Genomic DNA, 16,622 nt, shown 5'->3' on the forward strand with positions numbered 1-16,622 from the left:
GGGGGTGGTACGACGGATTCGAGCTGAGGAGAGGTGAGCGTGTTGGAGATCGACGAGGAATCGCGCACCGGATCCCTGCGCCCGCGAGGCCGCCATGCCGCGCCATCCGCGAGTCCGACCACCGCCGTGCACCCGGTCCGCGCTCGCGCCGCCGCGCTGATCGGCGCCGTGATCGAGTGGGGTTCCCCGCGAGCTTCCGCCATCGCCGCATGGGTCATGCGGCATCCCCGGAGCGCCTTCGCCGGCGTCGTCGGGGTCGCCGTGGTCGCGGCCCTCGGTGGCACCATCGCCCTGCTGCAGTCGACGAGCCCCGCGCCCCCCGAAGGCAGCGCCTCCTCCGTCGTCGACCAGCCGCGGCCGACGTCGACCCAGGCTCCCACTCCGGCCCCCTTCGGACCGATCCTGCCCACGCCGAAGCCGCCGTCGTCGTCACCGACTCCGACGCCCACTCCCGAGCCCGGCGAGGAGCTCCCGGTGGCGGACGACGGCACCGCGGTGGAGCCGACGCCATCGCCCAACGATGACGTGCATCCCTCCGACAAGGCGCCCGGCGCGATCAATAAGCCCGACAAGGGGAAGGACTGACGCCACACCCGTGGGAGTCCGCCGCGCGACGGACTACCGTGGGAGGATGTCATCCCTCGATTCCACGGCGCAGAGCGAGGCGGCCGACGAGGCCCCCGTCACGCCGACATTCTCAGACCTCGGACTCTCGGAACCGGTGCTGAAGGCCCTGAAAGACATCGGCTACGAGACGCCGTCGGCCATTCAGGCCGCGACCATCCCCGCCCTGCTCGCGGGCCGCGATGTCGTCGGGCTCGCCCAGACCGGCACCGGCAAGACCGCGGCGTTCGCGCTGCCCATCCTCTCTCGCCTCGACGTCTCGCAGAAGACCCCGCAGGCGCTCGTGCTCGCGCCCACGCGAGAGCTGGCGCTCCAGGTCTGCGAGGCGTTCGAGAAGTACGCGGCGCACGTGCGCGGCGTTCACGTGCTGCCCGTCTATGGCGGGCAGGGCTACGGGGTGCAGCTCTCGGCGCTCCGCCGCGGCGTGCACGTCATCGTCGGCACGCCGGGCCGCATCATGGACCATCTCGACAAGGGCACGCTCGACCTCACCGAGCTCAAGTACCTCGTGCTCGACGAGGCCGACGAGATGCTCAAGATGGGCTTCGCCGAAGACGTCGAGACGATCCTCGCCGACACCCCCGACGACAAGCAGGTCGCGCTGTTCTCGGCGACCATGCCCGCGCCGATCCGCCGGATCTCGAAGCAGTACCTGCACGACCCCGAAGAGATCACGGTCAAGAACAAGACGACCACGTCGGTCAACACGACGCAGCGCTACCTGATCGTGTCGTTCCAGCAGAAGATCGACGCCCTCACGCGCATCCTCGAGGTCGAGAACTTCGAGGGCATGATCGTCTTCGTGCGCACGAAGAACGTCACCGAAGAGCTCGCCGAGAAGCTCCGCGCCCGTGGATACTCCGCGGCTGCGATCAACGGCGACGTCGCACAGGTGCAGCGCGAGCGCACGGTCAACCAGTTGAAGGCCGGCAAGCTCGACATCCTGGTGGCCACGGATGTCGCGGCGCGCGGCCTCGACGTCGAGCGCATCAGCCACGTGGTCAACTTCGACATCCCCACCGACACGGAGTCCTACGTGCACCGCATCGGACGCACGGGCCGCGCCGGGCGCAGCGGCGACGCGATCAGCTTCGTCACCCCGCGCGAGCGCTACCTGCTCGGCCAGATCGAGAAGGCCACCCGCCAGCCCCTCACGCAGATGCAGCTGCCGAGCGTCGACGATGTCAACGTCACGCGCCTGGCTCGATTCGACGACCAGATCACCGCCGCCCTCGGCCAGAGCGAGCGCATCGAGCGGTTCCGCGACATCATCGGCCACTACGTCAAGGAGCACGACGTGCCCGAGGTCGACGTGGCCGCCGCGCTCGCCGTCGTCTCCCAGGGCGAGACGCCCCTGCTGCTCTCACCCGAGGCCGACCGCCAGGCACGTCAGGAGCGCGACCGCACCGAGCGTGCCGAGCGCGCCGATCGCCCGGCACGCGGCGACCGGCCCGAGCGAGGTGACCGCGGCGACCGGCGCGGAGCGAGTGACCGGCCCGAGCGCCCCGAGCGACGCGCACGCCCGGGCGACACCCCGATGTCCACCTACCGCATCGCGGTCGGCAAGCGCCACAAGGTCGAACCTCGCCAGATCGTGGGCGCGCTCGCGAACGAGGGCGGGCTGAGCCGTGGCGACTTCGGCGCCATCCAGATCCGGCCCGACTTCTCGCTCGTGGAGCTGCCGGCCGACCTCGGCCCCGAGGTCTTCGAGAAGCTCGAGAGCACGCGAATCTCGGGCCGGCTCATCGAGTTGCGGCCCGACCGCGGCGGCCCCGCCCGGCACGCAGACGACGAGAAGTCCTACCGGAAGCCCCGGCACTAGGGGCAGGCCGGGCGACCGGCCGCGTCAGCCCGTGACGCGGCCCAGGAAGTCGATCGTGGCGGTGAGCGCCTCCTGCGCCTCCTCGGAGTCGAGATGGAACTGGTACTCGTGCGGCAGTGCGGGCTCGTGGTCCGCCGGCCAGAACAGTGCCGTGACATCCACGCCCTGCGCCTCGAGGGCGCTGCGCATCGGCACCGACTGGAGCCAGGTGAGCGCGTCGCCGTTGCCGCCCGAGATGAAGGTCGTCGGGAAGTCCTCGGTCACGAAGTCCACGGTCGACATCAGCGCGCCTGACGGGCTCTGCGACCAGTCCTGCGTGCCCGTGTAGCCCCAGAGCGCGATCTTGAACCCCCACGCGCCGATGCCCGTGAGCTCCGACATCGCGTCGAGGTCGTAGACGCCGCAGTTCAGGATGGTGCCCACGAGCTGGTCGGCGTCGAGCGCGGGGTCGATGCCGACGAGGTCGGCGTAGTCGGGGTTCGTCGACATTGCCGCGATCTGGCTGGCGAGCTGCGAGCCCGCGGAGTCGCCGGCGATCACGATGCGATCGGCGTCGATGCGATACTCCGCCGCGTTCGCGTCGAGGAAGGCGAGGGCGTCGTTCAGCTGGTGCACGGCCGTGGGATAGGTCGCTTCGGGGCCCACCGTGTAGTTGAGACCGACGGTCGTGTAGCCCTCGGCTGCGAGGATCCGCAGGTAGGGGTCGACGTTCGTCGAGTTGCCCGAGATCCAGGCGCCGCCGTGGATCCAGATGACGGTGGGCAAGGGGTCGTCGCCGCCCGCTGGGGAATACACGTCGAAGGTCATGCCGGCATCGTCGGCGTCGTCGCCGAGCGGTACGGCGAGCTGCTCGGTGAGTGCCGTGTCGGGCACGTGCTTCTGCATCTCGGCGGCGGTCGCGCGCCCGCCCTGTTCGAAGACCGCGCGGATCAGGAGCGCTGACGGCCACGACGTGAGCGTGAGGATCCACGTGACGATGAAGCTGATGACGGCGATGCTCGCGATCGTGCCGATGAAGCGGCGCTGTCCCCGCTTGAGCCAGATCTCGTTGCCCCACGATGGCAGCCCCGCGCGTGTTCTCCGTGACGACAACAGCAACCCCCTCGACCTTGTACCGCAACGACGTTCCCCCGCGTCGCTCCGCAACGACATCCTGTCCGAGAACCGGTCGCGCCGTCCGTGTGACGCACCGGGTGCGGCGAGACACGACTGCGGGTTCGCCACCCGGCAGGCCGCCGAGGGCCGGCGCCATCGAATGCCGACACAGGCATTCGACTTCGTCACACCCCGCGTTCACGTCGCGTTCAGGTCGAGATGTTCGGCTAGTCTGCAAGCCAGATGCCCAGTGCTGCGCATCGACAACCGAATCGATGGGACGAATCGTGACCACCCGTACGGCCGAGTACCCCCGGCCGGACCACTTCCTCCTCCACATCAGCGACACCCACCTGCTCGCCGGAGGTGGCCTCCTCTACGATCGCGTCACGAGCGAGCAGCACCTGCAATCGCTCTTCGACGAATTCGAGGCATCCGGTGGCCGGCCCGAGGCGATCGTCTTCACGGGCGACCTGGCCGACAAGGGCGAGCCCGACGCCTACGACCGCATTCGCCGCATCGTCGATCCGGTCGCCGATCGGCTCGGCGCGCAGGTCATCTGGGTGATGGGCAACCACGACGAGCGCAGCGCGTTCCGCCGGGGCCTGCTCGGCGAACGCGGCGGCTCACGCCCCGTCGACCGCGTCGACGACGTCAACGGCTTGCGAGTCATCACGCTCGACTCCACCGTGCCGGGCCATCACCACGGCGAGGTCACGCCGACGCAGCTCGACTGGCTCGCCGAGGAGCTCAGCATCCCGGCGCCGCATGGCACGATCCTCGCGATGCACCACCCGCCCGTGCCGAGCGTGCTCGACCTCGCGGCGAGCGTGGAGCTGCGCGACCAGGCGGGGCTCGCCGAGGTCGTCGAGGGCAGCGACATCCGCTCGATCATCGCCGGTCACCTGCATTACTCCTCGACGGCGACCTTCGCGGGCGTGCCCGTCTCGGTGGCATCGGCGAGCTGCTACACGCAAGACCTCAACGTGCCCGCCGGCGGCACGCGCGGGCGCGACGGTGCCCGGGCGTTCAACCTCGTGCACGTCTACCCGACGACGGTGCTGCACTCGGTCGTGCCGCTCGGCTCGTTCCCGACACTCGACTGGGTCGACGCCGACGAGAGCTCGCGCCGAATCCAGGCTTCAGGCGTCAGGATCGCGGATGCCACGACGCCGGCGCACACGCCCGAGCCGCCGTTCACCATGCCGATCCCGGTGCTCGCCGGCTGACCCCGCCCCGCGGCGGGTCAGGCGGTGAGGTTGGGGTGTGCGGCGGCGGCGTTCGCTGGCGTGAGTGTCGAGGCATCCATCGCCTGCTTCTCCCACGGCGCCGCGAACGGGAAGTACCCCTCGAGGAAGTCGATGACGGCGCTCGTGCGCTCTTCGACGTCGATCTCGGGGAAGCTCCCGTCGTTCAGGCAGAACATGTCTTGATTGCGGCGCTTCAGGAGCTGCTTCATCGCGGGCAGTGCCTGGCGCAGCGTGGTCTCGATGTACTTCACGCGCGCGTCGGTCTGCACGACGGCATGCCCGGCGAGCAGCGCGTAGTAGTGGTAGAGCGAGTTCGTCACCGAGATGTCGGTGGCCGAGCGGAAGCGGCTCGCGGCCGTGCGCCGGAACTCTTCTGGGAACGCCTGCTCGAGCTCGGCCATGACGCTCTTGCGCAGCGGAGCCGCGCAGTGCTCGAGGTGACGCGTGGTGACCTTGCCGAACCGGTCGCGCAAGAGCGCGCGGTTGACGCGCGCGGCGTTCTCGAAGCCGCTGCGCCCGGGGTGCGTGCCGCCGAGTCCGATGCGGGTCGACGCCTCGACGAACTTCGTGATGCCGCCCGGCGAGAAGAACAGCGACGGGCTCACCGGCCGGCCGAAGAACATGTCGTCGTTCGAGTACAGGAAGTGCTCGGCGAGGCCCTCGATGTGGTGAAGCTGGCTCTCGACGGCGTGCGAGTTGTGCGTCGGCAGCACCGAGGTGTCGGCGAACATCTCTTCGCTGCGAACGAGCGTGACCTTCGGGTGCTTCGCGAGCCAGCTCGGTGCGGGCGAGTCGGTCGCGATGAAGATGCGTCGCACCCACGGCGCGAAGAGGTGCACCGAGCGGAGCGCGTACTTCAGCTCGTCGATCTGGCGGTAGCGCGCCTCGGAGTCGTCGCCCTCGCCCACGACGTAGCTCTGCATGCGCTTCGCGCGCTCGCGCACGAACTCGTCGCTCGAGCCGTCGACCCAGGAGAAGACCATGTCGATCTCGAAGTCGACGTCGCTCGCGAGCGGCGCGAACATGTGCTCGAGGGTCGGCCACTCGCGGCCGTGCAGCTGCACGACGTCGTCGGTGGCCTCGGACCGGAGGAGCGTTCGGCGCATGAGCGCGTTCTCGACGGGCGCCTCGATGGTCTCGTCGCCGAAGCGCCAGAACTCGAGCTGCACCGCGGTCTCCTTGCCGTAGCGCAAGCGCCCGGCGGGTTCGACGCGGGGCCGGTGCACGCGCAGCACGGTGGGCTTGCGGTGCGAGGAGAGGCGACCGTCGGCGAGCAGCACCGGGTGCGAGTCGGCCGCCCGTTGCGGCTCGATGGTCGCCGCGTAGAACGGCTCGTTCACGAACGCCTCGGCGAACGCGCGGGCCACCGCCTTGCGCTCGGCGCGATCGACGGCGATCACGAGGCGATCGTCGTTGCCGCGCACGAGGAGGAACGGGATGCCGGCCGCGTCGAGGGCGTCGCCGACGGCACGCAGGTCTTCGACCATCGACTCGTGCGGCGTCATGTGGCCGTTGCGCAGCGCGTACTGGCCCTTGCGGATGACGAGGTCGTCGCGATCGAACCGTGACAGGCGCGGGGCGGATGCCACGAGCACGAGTTCCGACGCATCGCTCAGCCGCATCGGCGGGGCGGGGGAGGGTTCCCTCCTCGCGAACGCATGCCCATCGTGCGGCTGCCGGTCAGGTGTTCGATCGCGGTGGGGTCTCGTCACGGAGCGGTTGCCTCCAGGGGTGGTGGTGTGGGCGCGAGATGCGCAGTGCTCTGATTGTACGGCCGCGAGGCGCTCAGGTGAGGCGGATCGACAGGGTACCCGATCCGGAGCCGCAGTGCGGGCCCTCGGGCGGGGGAGTGTACAGCGTCACTGTGAGTCAGCCAAGGACTAGTCGCCTCCCTGTGCTACCGGCGTAGCCTTGAGGTATGTGGTGGACCGTGATCGTCTTCCTGCTCGTCCTCTGGGCGATCCTGTCGATCGTCGGGTTCGTCTTCGAGGGCCTGTTCTGGCTCGCACTGGTCGGCGCCGTGCTCTTCGTCGGCACGCTCATCATCGGCATCATCCGCCATCGCGGTCGGAGGCCCTCCGTCTAGCCCCGCCTGCGTCCGCGTGCCCAGACCCCGCGTGCGGCGAATCGAGAGGAGTCATCATGACCCCCGAAATCGCCAATGTTCGTCACACGCGTGTTCGTCAGACACGGTCCGCGCCAGACGGATCCAAGGTGTCGCCGACGAGCGACTTCACCGAGCTGGCCCGCCGCATCAAAGATGCCGGGCTCATGCGCCGGCGCTACGGCTACTACTGGACGAAGCTCATCGGGGTTCCCCTCGCGGTGACCGGCGCGCTCGCGTTGTTCGTCTGGATCGGCGACAGCTGGTGGCAGATGCTCACCGCCGTCGGATTCGCTGTGCTGTTCACCCAGATCGCCTTCCTCGGGCACGACGCCGCGCACCGCCAGATCTTCCGCTCGGGGCGATGGAACGACTGGGCGAGCCTGATCATCGGCGACCTCTTCGTGGGCATGAGCTACGGCTGGTGGCAGAACAAGCACACACGCCATCATGCGAACCCGAACCAGATCGACACGGATCCCGACATCGACCTGCCCGTCGTCGCGTTCACGCCCGAGCAGGCGGCGCGGCCGCGGCCGGCGCTGCTGCGCTGGCTCATCGCGCATCAGGGCGCCTTCTTCTTCCCGATCCTGCTCCTCGAGGGCCTGTCCCTGCACGCCTCGAGCGTGCACCGCGTCTTCGCGCGGGAGCACGTCGCCCGGCGCCCGGTCGAGATCGCGTTCCTCGCGATCCGCATCATCGGCTACCTCACGATCGTGTTCCTCGTGCTCTCTCCCGACAAGGCGGCGGTCTTCCTCGCGATCCAGATCGGCCTCTTCGGCTTCTACATGGGAATGTCGTTCGCCCCGAACCACAAGGGCATGCCGCTCGTCCCGAAGGGGACGAAGCTCGACTTCCTGCGACGGCAGGTGCTCATGAGCCGGAACGTCCGCGGCAACCGGGTGATGGACTTCGCCATGGGCGGCCTCAACTACCAGGTCGAGCACCACCTCTTCCCCTCGATGCCGCGCCCGCACCTCCGGCGCGCGGCCCCCATCATCCAGGAGTACTGCCGCGACCACGACGTGCCGTACACGCAGGTGACGCTCCTGGAGTCCTACGCGATCGTGTTCCGATACATCAACCGAGTCGGCCTGGGCGAGCGGGATCCGTTCGAGTGCCCGCTCCTGGCGCAGCGCTCGAGCATCTGAGTCCGTGTGGCGCCGGATGACGCGCACTTACGTCGCGCGTCAGGCCTCGTGGCGGCATCCGCCCGCCGTGCCTAGCGTCGGAGCATGTCGCCCGTCGTCTCTCTCGTCGCCGTCTCAGGCAGTCTGCACTCGCCGTCGAAGACCACCGTGCTCGTCTCCGAGATCCTCGATCAGTTCGCCGCGGCGCTCGGCGACCACGTGGAGGTCGAGACGCATCTCATCGAACTGGGCGAGATCGGGCGGGAGTTCTCGGGTGCGTTGCGCCGCGAGGAGTTGAGCCCCATCGCCGAGGCGGCCGTGCGCCGGATCGAATCCGCGACGCTGCTCATCGTCGCGAGCCCGGTCTACCGGGCCTCGTTCACCGGAATGTTCAAGCACGTCTTCGACTTCGTCGGGCAGTACTCGCTCATCGACACCCCGGTGCTGCTCGCCGCGACCGGTGGCAGCGACCGGCACTCGCTCATCATCGACCATCAGTTCCGGCCCCTGTTCTCGTTCTTCCAGGCCATCACCCTGCCGATCGGCGTGTACGCGAGCGACGCCGACTTCGTCGACTACCGCATCGAGGCGCCGGCGCTCCGCGAGCGGATCGGACAAGCCGTGAGCCGGGGGCTGCCCGTCGTGCGCGCGGCGATCCTGCCCGACACCGTCTCGGAGTACGTCGCCACCTGGTGAGCGGATGCCACCGCCCGACGTGCGAGGGGGCCGGCGCACCGGGCCCACCCAGGCGCCGCTCCGGGGCGCTTCCGCGGCCCGGGCGTGACGGCAGATGACGCGGCGTTGAGGCGTGTGACGGCCGGTTCCCTCGTGTGACAGGCGCCGTCGCGGCATCCGCTGGCCATCCCTAGCGTCGGGAGCAAGGGAGGTCGACATGACACGACTCATCATCGGCGCAATGGTCCGCGCGATCGGCGCCTACCCGAGCGGCTGGCGGTATCCGGGGGCGCACCGCGATCCGCGCGGCGATGCCGCGGTGCTCCGACGGGCTGCCGAGGTCGCCGAGGCGGCGCGCCTCGACTACCTGTTCTTCGGCGACTGGCTCGCGACGGGCCACGACCTCGAGTTCCGCGACCCCTACCTGGTCGCGCGCATCGACCCGATCAGCGCCATCACCTACCTCGCCGGCGTGACGCAGCGCATCGGTCTCATCGCCACCGCGAACACCACGTATGCCGACCCGTACTCGCTCGCCCGGTCGACCGCCTCGGCCGACCTCCTGAGCGGTGGCCGCGCGGGCCTCAACCTCGTCACCGGTGCCGAACCTAGGGCAGCGGGCAACCACGGCCGCGACTTCCACGTGGCGAATGAGACCCGCTACGACCGGGCCGTCGAGTTCGAGCTCGTGCTGCGCCGGCTCTGGGACTCGTTCGATGACGACGCGATCGTCGCGGATGCCGCGAGCGGCGTCTACCTCGATCCCTCACGCCTGCACGCCACCGACTTCCACGGCGCGCATCTCAGCGTGACCGGGCCGCTCAACGTCGCCCGCCCGGTACAGGGTCACCTGCCGATCGTGCACGCCGGCACTTCGCCGCGTTCCCGGCTCTTCGCCGCGCAGAGCGCCGACCTCGCGCTCGTCGCCGTGTCGGGAATGGCGCAGGCCGCGGTGATCCGCGAGGAGCTGCGTGCGCTCGCGTTCGAGTCGGGCCGCGACGATCGCACCCTGAAGGTCATCGCGCCGGTGTTGCCGATCGTCGGCGAGACCCGCGAGCACGCGCAGTCGATCGCCGACGAGCTCAGCGAGCTCGTGCAGATCGCCGAGGACTGGCCCGACGGGCCGCCCGAGGCGTTCCCGACGAATCGTTCGCTCGCGCAGCTCTCGACGCTCGTCGGCGTCGACCTCACGGGGCTCTCGCCCGATCGCGCGGTGACGCCGTCGCTGATCGCGGGCTTCAGCGCCGCGGGGCAGGAGCTCGTCGAGATCGTCGGAGAGCGCACGGGTCGCAGACCCCTGGGGGAGCGCCCGCCGACGCTGCGCCACCTCGTGGTCGCGGCATCCGTCAACGCCTCGATGATCGTCGGCACGGCTGAGGAGATCGCCGCGGAGTTCGAGGCGTGGGGCGACGCCGGTGCCGTCGACGGGTTCAACGTGCTGTCAGCCGTGCAACCCGCGCAGTTCGAGGCGTTCGCCCTCGGAGTCGTGCCCGAGTTGCAGCGGCGGGGTGTGTTCCCGACCGAATACGAGGGCGAGACGCTCCGCGATCACCTCGGTCTCGAGCGCCCGGAGAGCGTGCACGTGACGCCCGGTGACCTCGTATTTCCGAGCGTTTCGCGCCGTGACGGCGTCAGTCGTTGATCGATTGAGACCGCGCGGCGGCATCCGTAGCTTCAATCGGACCGCCCTCACCAAGGGCGCTTCTGCTCCATTCCCGACCGAAGGAATCCCAGCTCATGCCAACGCAACGACCACGCCGTATCGCCGCCGCCGGCCTCGCGGCACTCGCCATCACCGCCCTGCTCGCCTCCTGCGCAGCGCAATCCGGGAGCGCGGATGCCGCCGCGACCGGTGAGCCCGTGACGGGCGGCACCCTCACCTACCTCGAGCACCAGCCGCACACCACGCTCTACCCCCCGCAGGCCGGCTTCTACCCGAACGGCGGCATCGTGAACAACATCACGGCGCGCCTCACCTGGCAGGACCCCGAGTCGCTCGAGATCGAGCCGTGGGTCGCCACCGAGTGGACCGTGAACGCGGATGCCACGGAGTACACCTTCGAGCTCCGCGACGACGTGACGTTCTCCGACGGCACGCCGCTCGACGCGGCCGCCGTTGCGAAGAACTTCGACACGTACGGCCTCGGCAACACCGAGCTCGGCCTCACGATCTCGGAGGCGATCAACAACTACGCCTCGAGCGAGGTCGTCGACGCCGACACCGTGACGTTCCGGTTCTCGGCGCCGGCGCCCGGATTCCTGCAGGCGACGTCGACCATCAACTCGGGCCTGCTCTCGCCGGAGACCCTCGACCGCACACTCGAGGAGTTCGGTGCAGGCTCGTCGACCGAGATCGTCGGCTCGGGGCCGTTCGTCGTCGCCGAGGAGGAGATCGGCACCTCGCTCCGACTCGAGGCGCGCGAGGACTACGACTGGGCACCGCCGTCGTTCGAGCACCAGGGCCGCGCCTACCTCGATGCGATCGACATCGTCGTGACGCCCGAGGACAGCGTGCGCATCGGCTCGCTCCTCGCCGGCCAGGCCGATGCGATCCGCTACGTGCAGGCCTTCGACGAGGCGCAGGTGTCGGGCGCCGGTTTCGAGATCGTCGCGGCTCCCACCCGTGGCGTGAACAACTCGCTCGGGCTGCGCTTCACGAACCCGCTCCTGAGCGACATCCGGGTGCGGCAGGCGCTCGTGCACGGTGTCGACGCCCAGGAGATCGTCGACACGATCTTCACGGAGAACTACCCCGTCGCGACGTCGGAGCTCGCCTCGACGGCGAAGGGGTACACCGACGAGTCGGACGCCCTCGCCTTCGACCCCGAGCACTCAGAGGAACTGCTCGACGAGGCCGGCTGGACTGCCGGCGCCGACGGCATCCGCGAGAAGGACGGGCAGCGACTCTCGCTCACCGTGTACGAGGCGAAGCCGCAGCCGCTCTCGAAGCAGACCCTCGAGCTCGTGAGCCAGCAGCTCGCGAAGATCGGCGTCGAGCTCGAGGTGAAGTCGGCGGATGCCGGCAGCTACGCGACCGACATCCTCGACCCGCTTGCAACCCCCCTCTACCACTCGATGGTCGGACGCGCCGACAACGACGTGATCAAGAGCCAGTACCACACGAAGAACCGCAACACGCTGCTCTCGAACGACGCCGAGCTCGACCGGCTGCTCGAGGCCGTGGCCTCCGAGCCCGACCCCGCGAAGCGTGACGAGGCATCCGCCGCCGTGCAGGACTACCTGACCGAGCAGGCCTACGTGATCCCGCTCTTCGAGGAGCCGCAGGTCTATGGAGCGGCGCAGTACGTGCACGGCTTCACGACCGAGGCCGTCGCCCGTCCGCAGTTCTACGACACCTGGCTCGACAAGCAGTAGCCGGCACCCCGGTGCAGCGGATGCCGGGACACGACCCCGCGCATCCGCTGCACCACCTCCCACCCCACCGACCCCACCCTCGTCGGAAGGAGCACACCATGGCCTACCTCGCCCATCGCACCGCGCAGGCGCTCATCGTGCTCGCGATCGCGTTCACGGCGACCTTCGTGCTGCTGCAGGCGCTGCCCGGCGACGCGATCCTCATCAAGTTCGAGAGCCCCGAGCTGGGCCTCTCGCCCGAGCAGATCGCCGACATCCGCGCGAGCTACGGCGCCGACGTGCCCCCGCTGCAGCAGTTCCTGCACACGGTGGCGGGATTCGTGCAGGGCGACTTCGGGTACTCGGTGCAATACGGCACGCCCGTGCACGAGCTCATCGGTTCGGCCCTGCCCGACACGCTCGCGCTCGCGGGGCTCGGGTTCGTCACCGCAGTGCTGCTCGCCGTCGCCCTCGCGTTCCTCTCCACACTGGCGCCGTTCGGCTGGCTCCGCCAGGCGCTGCGGTCGTTGCCCGGCCTGCTCGTCTCGGTGCCCGTGTTCTGGCTCGGCATTGTGCTCATCCAGGTCTTCTCGTTCCAGTTGCGACTCGTGCCGGTCATCGGCGCCGACCCGGTGCAGGCGCTCATCCTGCCCGTCCTCACCCTCGCCATCCCCATCTCGGCTCCGCTCGCGCAGATCCTCGCCCGATCGATCGACGAGGTGCAGCTCGCACCCTTCGTCGCCGTCGTGCGCGCCAAGGGCGCCGGGCCGGCCCGCGTGCTCTGGCGGGATGTCGCCCGCAACGCGCTGCTGCCCGCCGTCACGATCGCCGGCGTGCTCGTCGGCGAGCTCATCGGCGGGGCCGTCGTCACCGAGACGGTGTTCGGCCGCGCCGGCATCGGCCGCCTCACCGAGCAGGCCGTCGCCAACCAGGACGTGCCCGTGCTTCAGGCGATCGTCATCCTCGCCGCGCTCGTCTTCGTCGTCGTGAACCTCGCGGTCGACCTCGTGTATCCCGTCCTCGATCCGAGGCTGAAGCGGAAGGCGGTGGCGGCATGAGCGCAGACATCCGAACCGGTCTCCTGCTGGCATGGCTCGTCGTCGCGATCGTGATCGCATGGGCGATCGTGCCCTGGCTCTTCACCGGACAGGACCCGATCAGCGGCGTGCCGGCGGAGAAGCTCCAGGGGCCGAGCCTCGCACACCTCTTCGGCACCGACGCGATCGGCCGCGACCTCTTCACGCGCGTGGTCCACGGCGCGGTGCACTCCCTCTCGGGCGCGTTCGTCGCGGTGACGGTGGGGCTCGTCGCGGGCACGCTGCTCGGCGTTCTGGCGGGGTCGCTCGGCGGCGTCGTCGACGCGGCGATCATGCGACTCGTCGACGTGCTGCTCGCGATCCCGGGCCTGCTGCTCGCGCTCTCGATCATCATCCTTCTCGGCTTCGGCACCGTGAACGCCGCGATCGCCGTCGGGGTCGGCTCGATCGCCGCGTTCGCCCGGGTGTCGCGCTCCGAGGTCGTGCGCGTGCGGCAGAGCGACTACGTCGAGGCGGCCTTCGGCTCGGGAGCGCGCCTGCACTCGGTGCTCGCGCGCCACGTGCTGCCGAACTCGCTCACCGCCGTGGTAGGACTCGCCGCCCTGCAGTTCGGCACCGCGATCCTCGCAATCTCGACCCTCGGCTTCCTCGGCTACGGCGCTCCGCCGCCGATGCCCGAGTGGGGCCTGCTCATCGCCGAGGGCCGCAACTACGTGGCGACCTCATGGTGGCTCACCGTGCTGCCCGGACTCGTCGTCGTGGTGGTCGTGCTCTCAGCCAACCGCATCAGCCAGTCCCTCGGGAGGTCCAGATGAACGCGCTCCTCGAACTCGAGCACCTCGACATCGCGTACCGCACGCCGGCGGGCGTGCGGCGCGTCGTGCACGACGTCTCGTTCGCCGTGCAGCCCGGCGAGGTCGTCGCCCTCGTCGGCGAATCGGGCTCGGGCAAGACCACGACCTCGAGCGCTGTGCTCGGGCTGTTGCCGTCGGGCGGTCGCATCGAGTCGGGTGCGGTGCGACTCTCGGGCATCGACCTCGCGGGCTGGAACGATCGTCGACTCGAGAGCGTGCGCGGTGCCCGCATCGGCTACATCCCGCAGGACCCGGTGTCCTCGCTCAATCCCGTGCGCCCCATCGGCGCGCAGCTCGCCGATGTCTTCCGCATCCACCGCCGCGGCGATCGTCGCGCCGTGCGCGGGCGCGTCCTCGAACTCCTCGAACGGGTCGGCCTCGATGATCCGGCCCTGCGGGCCAAGCAGTACCCGCACGAGCTCTCGGGCGGCATGCGCCAGCGCGTGCTCATCGCGAACGCCATCGCACTGGGGCCCGAGCTGGTGATCGCCGACGAACCGACGAGCGCTCTCGACGTGACGGTGCAGCGGCGGATCCTCGACCTCATCGACGAGCTGCGTCGCGAGCACGGCACTGCCGTGCTGCTCGTCACACACGACCTCGCGGTCGCCGCCGAGCGCGCCGAGCGCGTCGTCGTCATGCAGCACGGCCGCATCGTCGAGCAGGGCACCACCGAGGCAGTGCTCGACGCGCCGGCCGAGGAGTACACCAGACGATTGCTGGCGGATGCCCCTGGGCTTGCCGAGCACGAGTTCCGCCACCCCCGGCCGCCCCTGTACCTTCGCGACGCCGACGTCGCCGCCGCCGAGAACCCGTTCGCGCTCGTGGCATCCGGCCTCACCAAGACCTACGGGCTCGGCCGCGGGCGGGAGCCGTTTCGCGCCGTCGACGACGTCTCGTTCCGCGTGCTGCGGGGCACGACCCACGCGATCGTCGGCGAGTCCGGCTCGGGCAAGACGACGACCGCGCGCATCGTGTCGCGGTTCGTGGCGCCCGACGCAGGTTCGGTCGAGGTCGGCGGCAGCGAGGTCACCTCGCTCACGGGCGCCGCGAAGCGCGAGTTCCGGCGCCGCGTGCAGCTCGTGTACCAGAACCCCTTCGCGTCGCTCGATCCGCGCCAGACGGTCGCCGAGATCGTCGCCGAGCCCCTGCGCAACTTCGGCGTCGGCGACCGGCGATCGCGTGCCGCGGCGGCGGCTCGCCTCATCGATCGCGTCGCCCTCCCCGCGCACCTCGCGACGCATCGCCCGGCCGAGCTCTCGGGCGGCCAGCGCCAGCGCGTCGCCATCGCCCGCGCGCTCGCGCTCGAACCCGAGCTCGTCGTGCTCGACGAGGCGGTCTCCGCCCTCGACGTCACGGTGCAGGCGCGCATCCTCGAGCTCCTCGAACAGCTGCAGGGTGCACTCGGCCTCAGCTATCTCTTCATCTCGCACGACCTCGCCGTCGTGCAGCGCATCAGCCACTCGGTGTCGGTCATGCGCCACGGCCGCATCGTCGAGAGCGGGCCGACCGAGCAGGTCTTCCGCGCACCACAGCACGAGTACACCCGGGAACTGCTCGCGGCCGTTCCCCGACGGCCAGCGCCCACACGAGAGGTATTCGCATGACTCGCATCGGTTTCTTCACCCGGCTCCTCGACGAGGCATCCGCCGCCGAGCGGTACCGCATCGCGACGGAGCAGATCGTCGCGGCCGAGCGCCACGGCTTCGACTCGGCATGGGTCGCCCAGCACCACTTCCACGCGGCGGAGGGCGGGCTGCCGTCGCCGTTCGTGTTCCTCGCGCACGCGGCCGCGTCGACCAGTCGCATCCGGCTCGGCACGGGCGTCGTGACACTGCCGCTCGAGGACCCGGTACGGGTCGCCGAGGACGCCGCGGTGCTCGACCTGCTCTCAGGAGGGCGCGTCGAGCTCGGCATCGGCTCGGGCTCGACGCCCTCGTCGTTCCGGGCCTTCGGCGAACGCTCCGAGGATCGGGCTCGCGTGTTCGCCGAGAAGCTCGATGCTCTCGTCGCCGCACTCGCCGGCGGTGAGCTGGGCGACCCCGCGAATCACCTCCAGCCGCCCGGCCGGGATCTGCTCGGGCGAGTCTGGCAGGCGACGTTCTCGGCATTCGGCGGCACACGCGCGGGCCGGGCCGGGCACGGTCTCATGCTCTCCCGCACGCAGCCGAGGCCCGCGGATGCCCCGCGCCGCACGCTCTCCGAGCTCCAGTTGCCCGTGATCGACGCCTACCGCGAAGCGTTGCCCGGCGGGGTGCCGCCGCGGATCCTCGCGTCCCGCACGCTCTTCGTCGCGGACTCCCGCGACGAGGCGCGGCGCTTCGCGGAGCGCGGACTCCGCCGCGCCGCCGCCGGATTCGCACGAGCCGGGCAACCGCCGCTCGGCGACACCCTCGACGAGCTCATCGCGAGCTACGACACCCACGTCGGCACGCCCGTGGAGGTCATCGAATCGCTCGCTCGCGACTCGGCCGCCGCCGAGGCGACGGAGGTCGCGTTCCAGGTGCACTCGGTCGATCCGCCGCACGAGCTCGTGCTGCGCTCCATCGAGCTCATCGCGACCGAGGTCGCTCCGGCGCTCGGCTGGGGCGCCGGGCTCGGCGACCGAAATGCCGCACTCGCGGCATCCGGCCGCCCCTGATCTCGCAGTAGCAAGCCCCCGAAACCCGTACGCATT

The 16,622-nt window shown here is 70.1% G+C and carries 14 protein-coding genes; 12 read left to right on the forward strand and 2 right to left on the reverse strand.

Annotated features, from left to right (window positions below; all coding sequences use genetic code 11):
* The first annotated feature begins 39 nt into the window (after nucleotides 1–39).
* On the forward strand, nucleotides 40–585 hold the full coding sequence (locus tag ESP51_RS03790; RefSeq protein WP_129519553.1) for a hypothetical protein: 546 nt from the start codon (nucleotides 40–42) through the stop codon (nucleotides 583–585).
* Nucleotides 586–631: 46 nt separating this feature from the next.
* On the forward strand, nucleotides 632–2,446 hold the full coding sequence (locus ESP51_RS03795) for a DEAD/DEAH box helicase (RefSeq protein WP_129519554.1): 1,815 nt from the start codon (nucleotides 632–634) through the stop codon (nucleotides 2,444–2,446).
* Between the two features lie 24 nt (nucleotides 2,447–2,470).
* Here the strand turns inward: ESP51_RS03795 and ESP51_RS03800 are convergent, their stop codons facing one another.
* A complete protein-coding gene (locus tag ESP51_RS03800; RefSeq protein ID WP_241842961.1) occupies nucleotides 2,471–3,538 on the reverse strand; it encodes an alpha/beta hydrolase in 1,068 nt (355 codons plus the stop codon).
* Nucleotides 3,539–3,828: 290 nt separating this feature from the next.
* Here ESP51_RS03800 and ESP51_RS03805 point away from each other — a divergent pair, with 290 nt between their 5' ends.
* Entirely contained in the window at nucleotides 3,829–4,770 is a 942-nt protein-coding gene (locus ESP51_RS03805; RefSeq protein WP_277871060.1) for a phosphodiesterase, read from the forward strand.
* A 17-nt stretch (nucleotides 4,771–4,787) separates the two neighbouring features.
* Here ESP51_RS03805 and ESP51_RS03810 read toward each other — a convergent pair whose 3' ends face one another.
* Entirely contained in the window at nucleotides 4,788–6,413 is a 1,626-nt protein-coding gene (locus ESP51_RS03810) for a stealth family protein (protein WP_129519557.1), read from the reverse strand.
* 296 nt (nucleotides 6,414–6,709) lie between these two features.
* Here ESP51_RS03810 and ESP51_RS20510 point away from each other — a divergent pair, with 296 nt between their 5' ends.
* The 9 genes from ESP51_RS20510 (at nucleotide 6,710) to ESP51_RS03850 (ending at nucleotide 16,586) form a co-directional block, all read left to right on the forward strand.
* Nucleotides 6,710–6,877 carry a hypothetical protein gene (locus tag ESP51_RS20510; RefSeq protein WP_164990391.1) on the forward strand — a complete coding sequence of 56 codons (168 nt, stop codon included), beginning with the start codon at nucleotides 6,710–6,712 and terminating at the stop codon, nucleotides 6,875–6,877.
* Between the two features lie 56 nt (nucleotides 6,878–6,933).
* Nucleotides 6,934–8,046: a fatty acid desaturase family protein gene (locus tag ESP51_RS03815; protein WP_129519558.1), complete on the forward strand. Its 1,113-nt coding sequence runs from the start codon at nucleotides 6,934–6,936 to the stop codon at nucleotides 8,044–8,046.
* Nucleotides 8,047–8,130: 84 nt separating this feature from the next.
* Entirely contained in the window at nucleotides 8,131–8,721 is a 591-nt protein-coding gene (msuE, locus tag ESP51_RS03820) for an FMN reductase (RefSeq protein WP_129519559.1), read from the forward strand.
* 196 nt (nucleotides 8,722–8,917) lie between these two features.
* The gene (locus ESP51_RS03825; RefSeq protein ID WP_129519560.1) at nucleotides 8,918–10,342 is read left to right on the forward strand and encodes an NtaA/DmoA family FMN-dependent monooxygenase; all 1,425 of its coding nucleotides are present in this window, start codon (nucleotides 8,918–8,920) and stop codon (nucleotides 10,340–10,342) included.
* A 95-nt stretch (nucleotides 10,343–10,437) separates the two neighbouring features.
* On the forward strand, nucleotides 10,438–12,075 hold the full coding sequence (locus tag ESP51_RS03830; protein WP_129519561.1) for a TIGR04028 family ABC transporter substrate-binding protein: 1,638 nt from the start codon (nucleotides 10,438–10,440) through the stop codon (nucleotides 12,073–12,075).
* Nucleotides 12,076–12,173: 98 nt separating this feature from the next.
* Entirely contained in the window at nucleotides 12,174–13,112 is a 939-nt protein-coding gene (locus ESP51_RS03835; RefSeq protein WP_129519562.1) for an ABC transporter permease, read from the forward strand.
* A complete protein-coding gene (locus ESP51_RS03840) occupies nucleotides 13,109–13,906 on the forward strand; it encodes an ABC transporter permease (RefSeq protein ID WP_129519563.1) in 798 nt (265 codons plus the stop codon). The genes ESP51_RS03835 and ESP51_RS03840 overlap by 4 nt, the downstream gene beginning before the upstream one ends.
* Nucleotides 13,903–15,552 (forward strand): dipeptide ABC transporter ATP-binding protein, encoded by a 1,650-nt coding sequence (locus ESP51_RS03845; RefSeq protein WP_129519564.1) that lies wholly within the window; start codon nucleotides 13,903–13,905, stop codon nucleotides 15,550–15,552. Before ESP51_RS03840 ends, ESP51_RS03845 begins: the two co-directional genes overlap by 4 nt.
* Complete coding sequence (locus ESP51_RS03850) at nucleotides 15,549–16,586, forward strand: putative FMN-dependent luciferase-like monooxygenase (protein ID WP_206737193.1); 1,038 nt, start codon at nucleotides 15,549–15,551, stop codon at nucleotides 16,584–16,586. Before ESP51_RS03845 ends, ESP51_RS03850 begins: the two co-directional genes overlap by 4 nt.
* The last annotated feature ends 36 nt before the right edge of the window (nucleotides 16,587–16,622 follow it).

It is taken from the genome of Agromyces albus, from assembly GCF_004134825.1.
GTDB classification, from domain to species: domain Bacteria; phylum Actinomycetota; class Actinomycetes; order Actinomycetales; family Microbacteriaceae; genus Agromyces; species Agromyces albus.

Coding starts and splice junctions, on each gene's coding strand:
- ESP51_RS03835 (WP_129519562.1), top strand. CDS start 12,174: ATGGCCTACCTCGCCCATCGCACCGCGCAGGCGCTCATCGTGCTCGCG.
- ESP51_RS03825 (WP_129519560.1), top strand. CDS start 8,918: ATGACACGACTCATCATCGGCGCAATGGTCCGCGCGATCGGCGCCTAC.
- ESP51_RS03830 (WP_129519561.1), top strand. CDS start 10,438: ATGCCAACGCAACGACCACGCCGTATCGCCGCCGCCGGCCTCGCGGCA.
- ESP51_RS20510 (WP_164990391.1), top strand. CDS start 6,710: ATGTGGTGGACCGTGATCGTCTTCCTGCTCGTCCTCTGGGCGATCCTG.
- ESP51_RS03845 (WP_129519564.1), top strand. CDS start 13,903: ATGAACGCGCTCCTCGAACTCGAGCACCTCGACATCGCGTACCGCACG.
- ESP51_RS03840 (WP_129519563.1), top strand. CDS start 13,109: ATGAGCGCAGACATCCGAACCGGTCTCCTGCTGGCATGGCTCGTCGTC.
- msuE (WP_129519559.1), top strand. CDS start 8,131: ATGTCGCCCGTCGTCTCTCTCGTCGCCGTCTCAGGCAGTCTGCACTCG.
- ESP51_RS03795 (WP_129519554.1), top strand. CDS start 632: ATGTCATCCCTCGATTCCACGGCGCAGAGCGAGGCGGCCGACGAGGCC.
- ESP51_RS03850 (WP_206737193.1), top strand. CDS start 15,549: ATGACTCGCATCGGTTTCTTCACCCGGCTCCTCGACGAGGCATCCGCC.
- ESP51_RS03815 (WP_129519558.1), top strand. CDS start 6,934: ATGACCCCCGAAATCGCCAATGTTCGTCACACGCGTGTTCGTCAGACA.
- ESP51_RS03810 (WP_129519557.1), bottom strand. CDS start 6,413: ATGCGGCTGAGCGATGCGTCGGAACTCGTGCTCGTGGCATCCGCCCCG.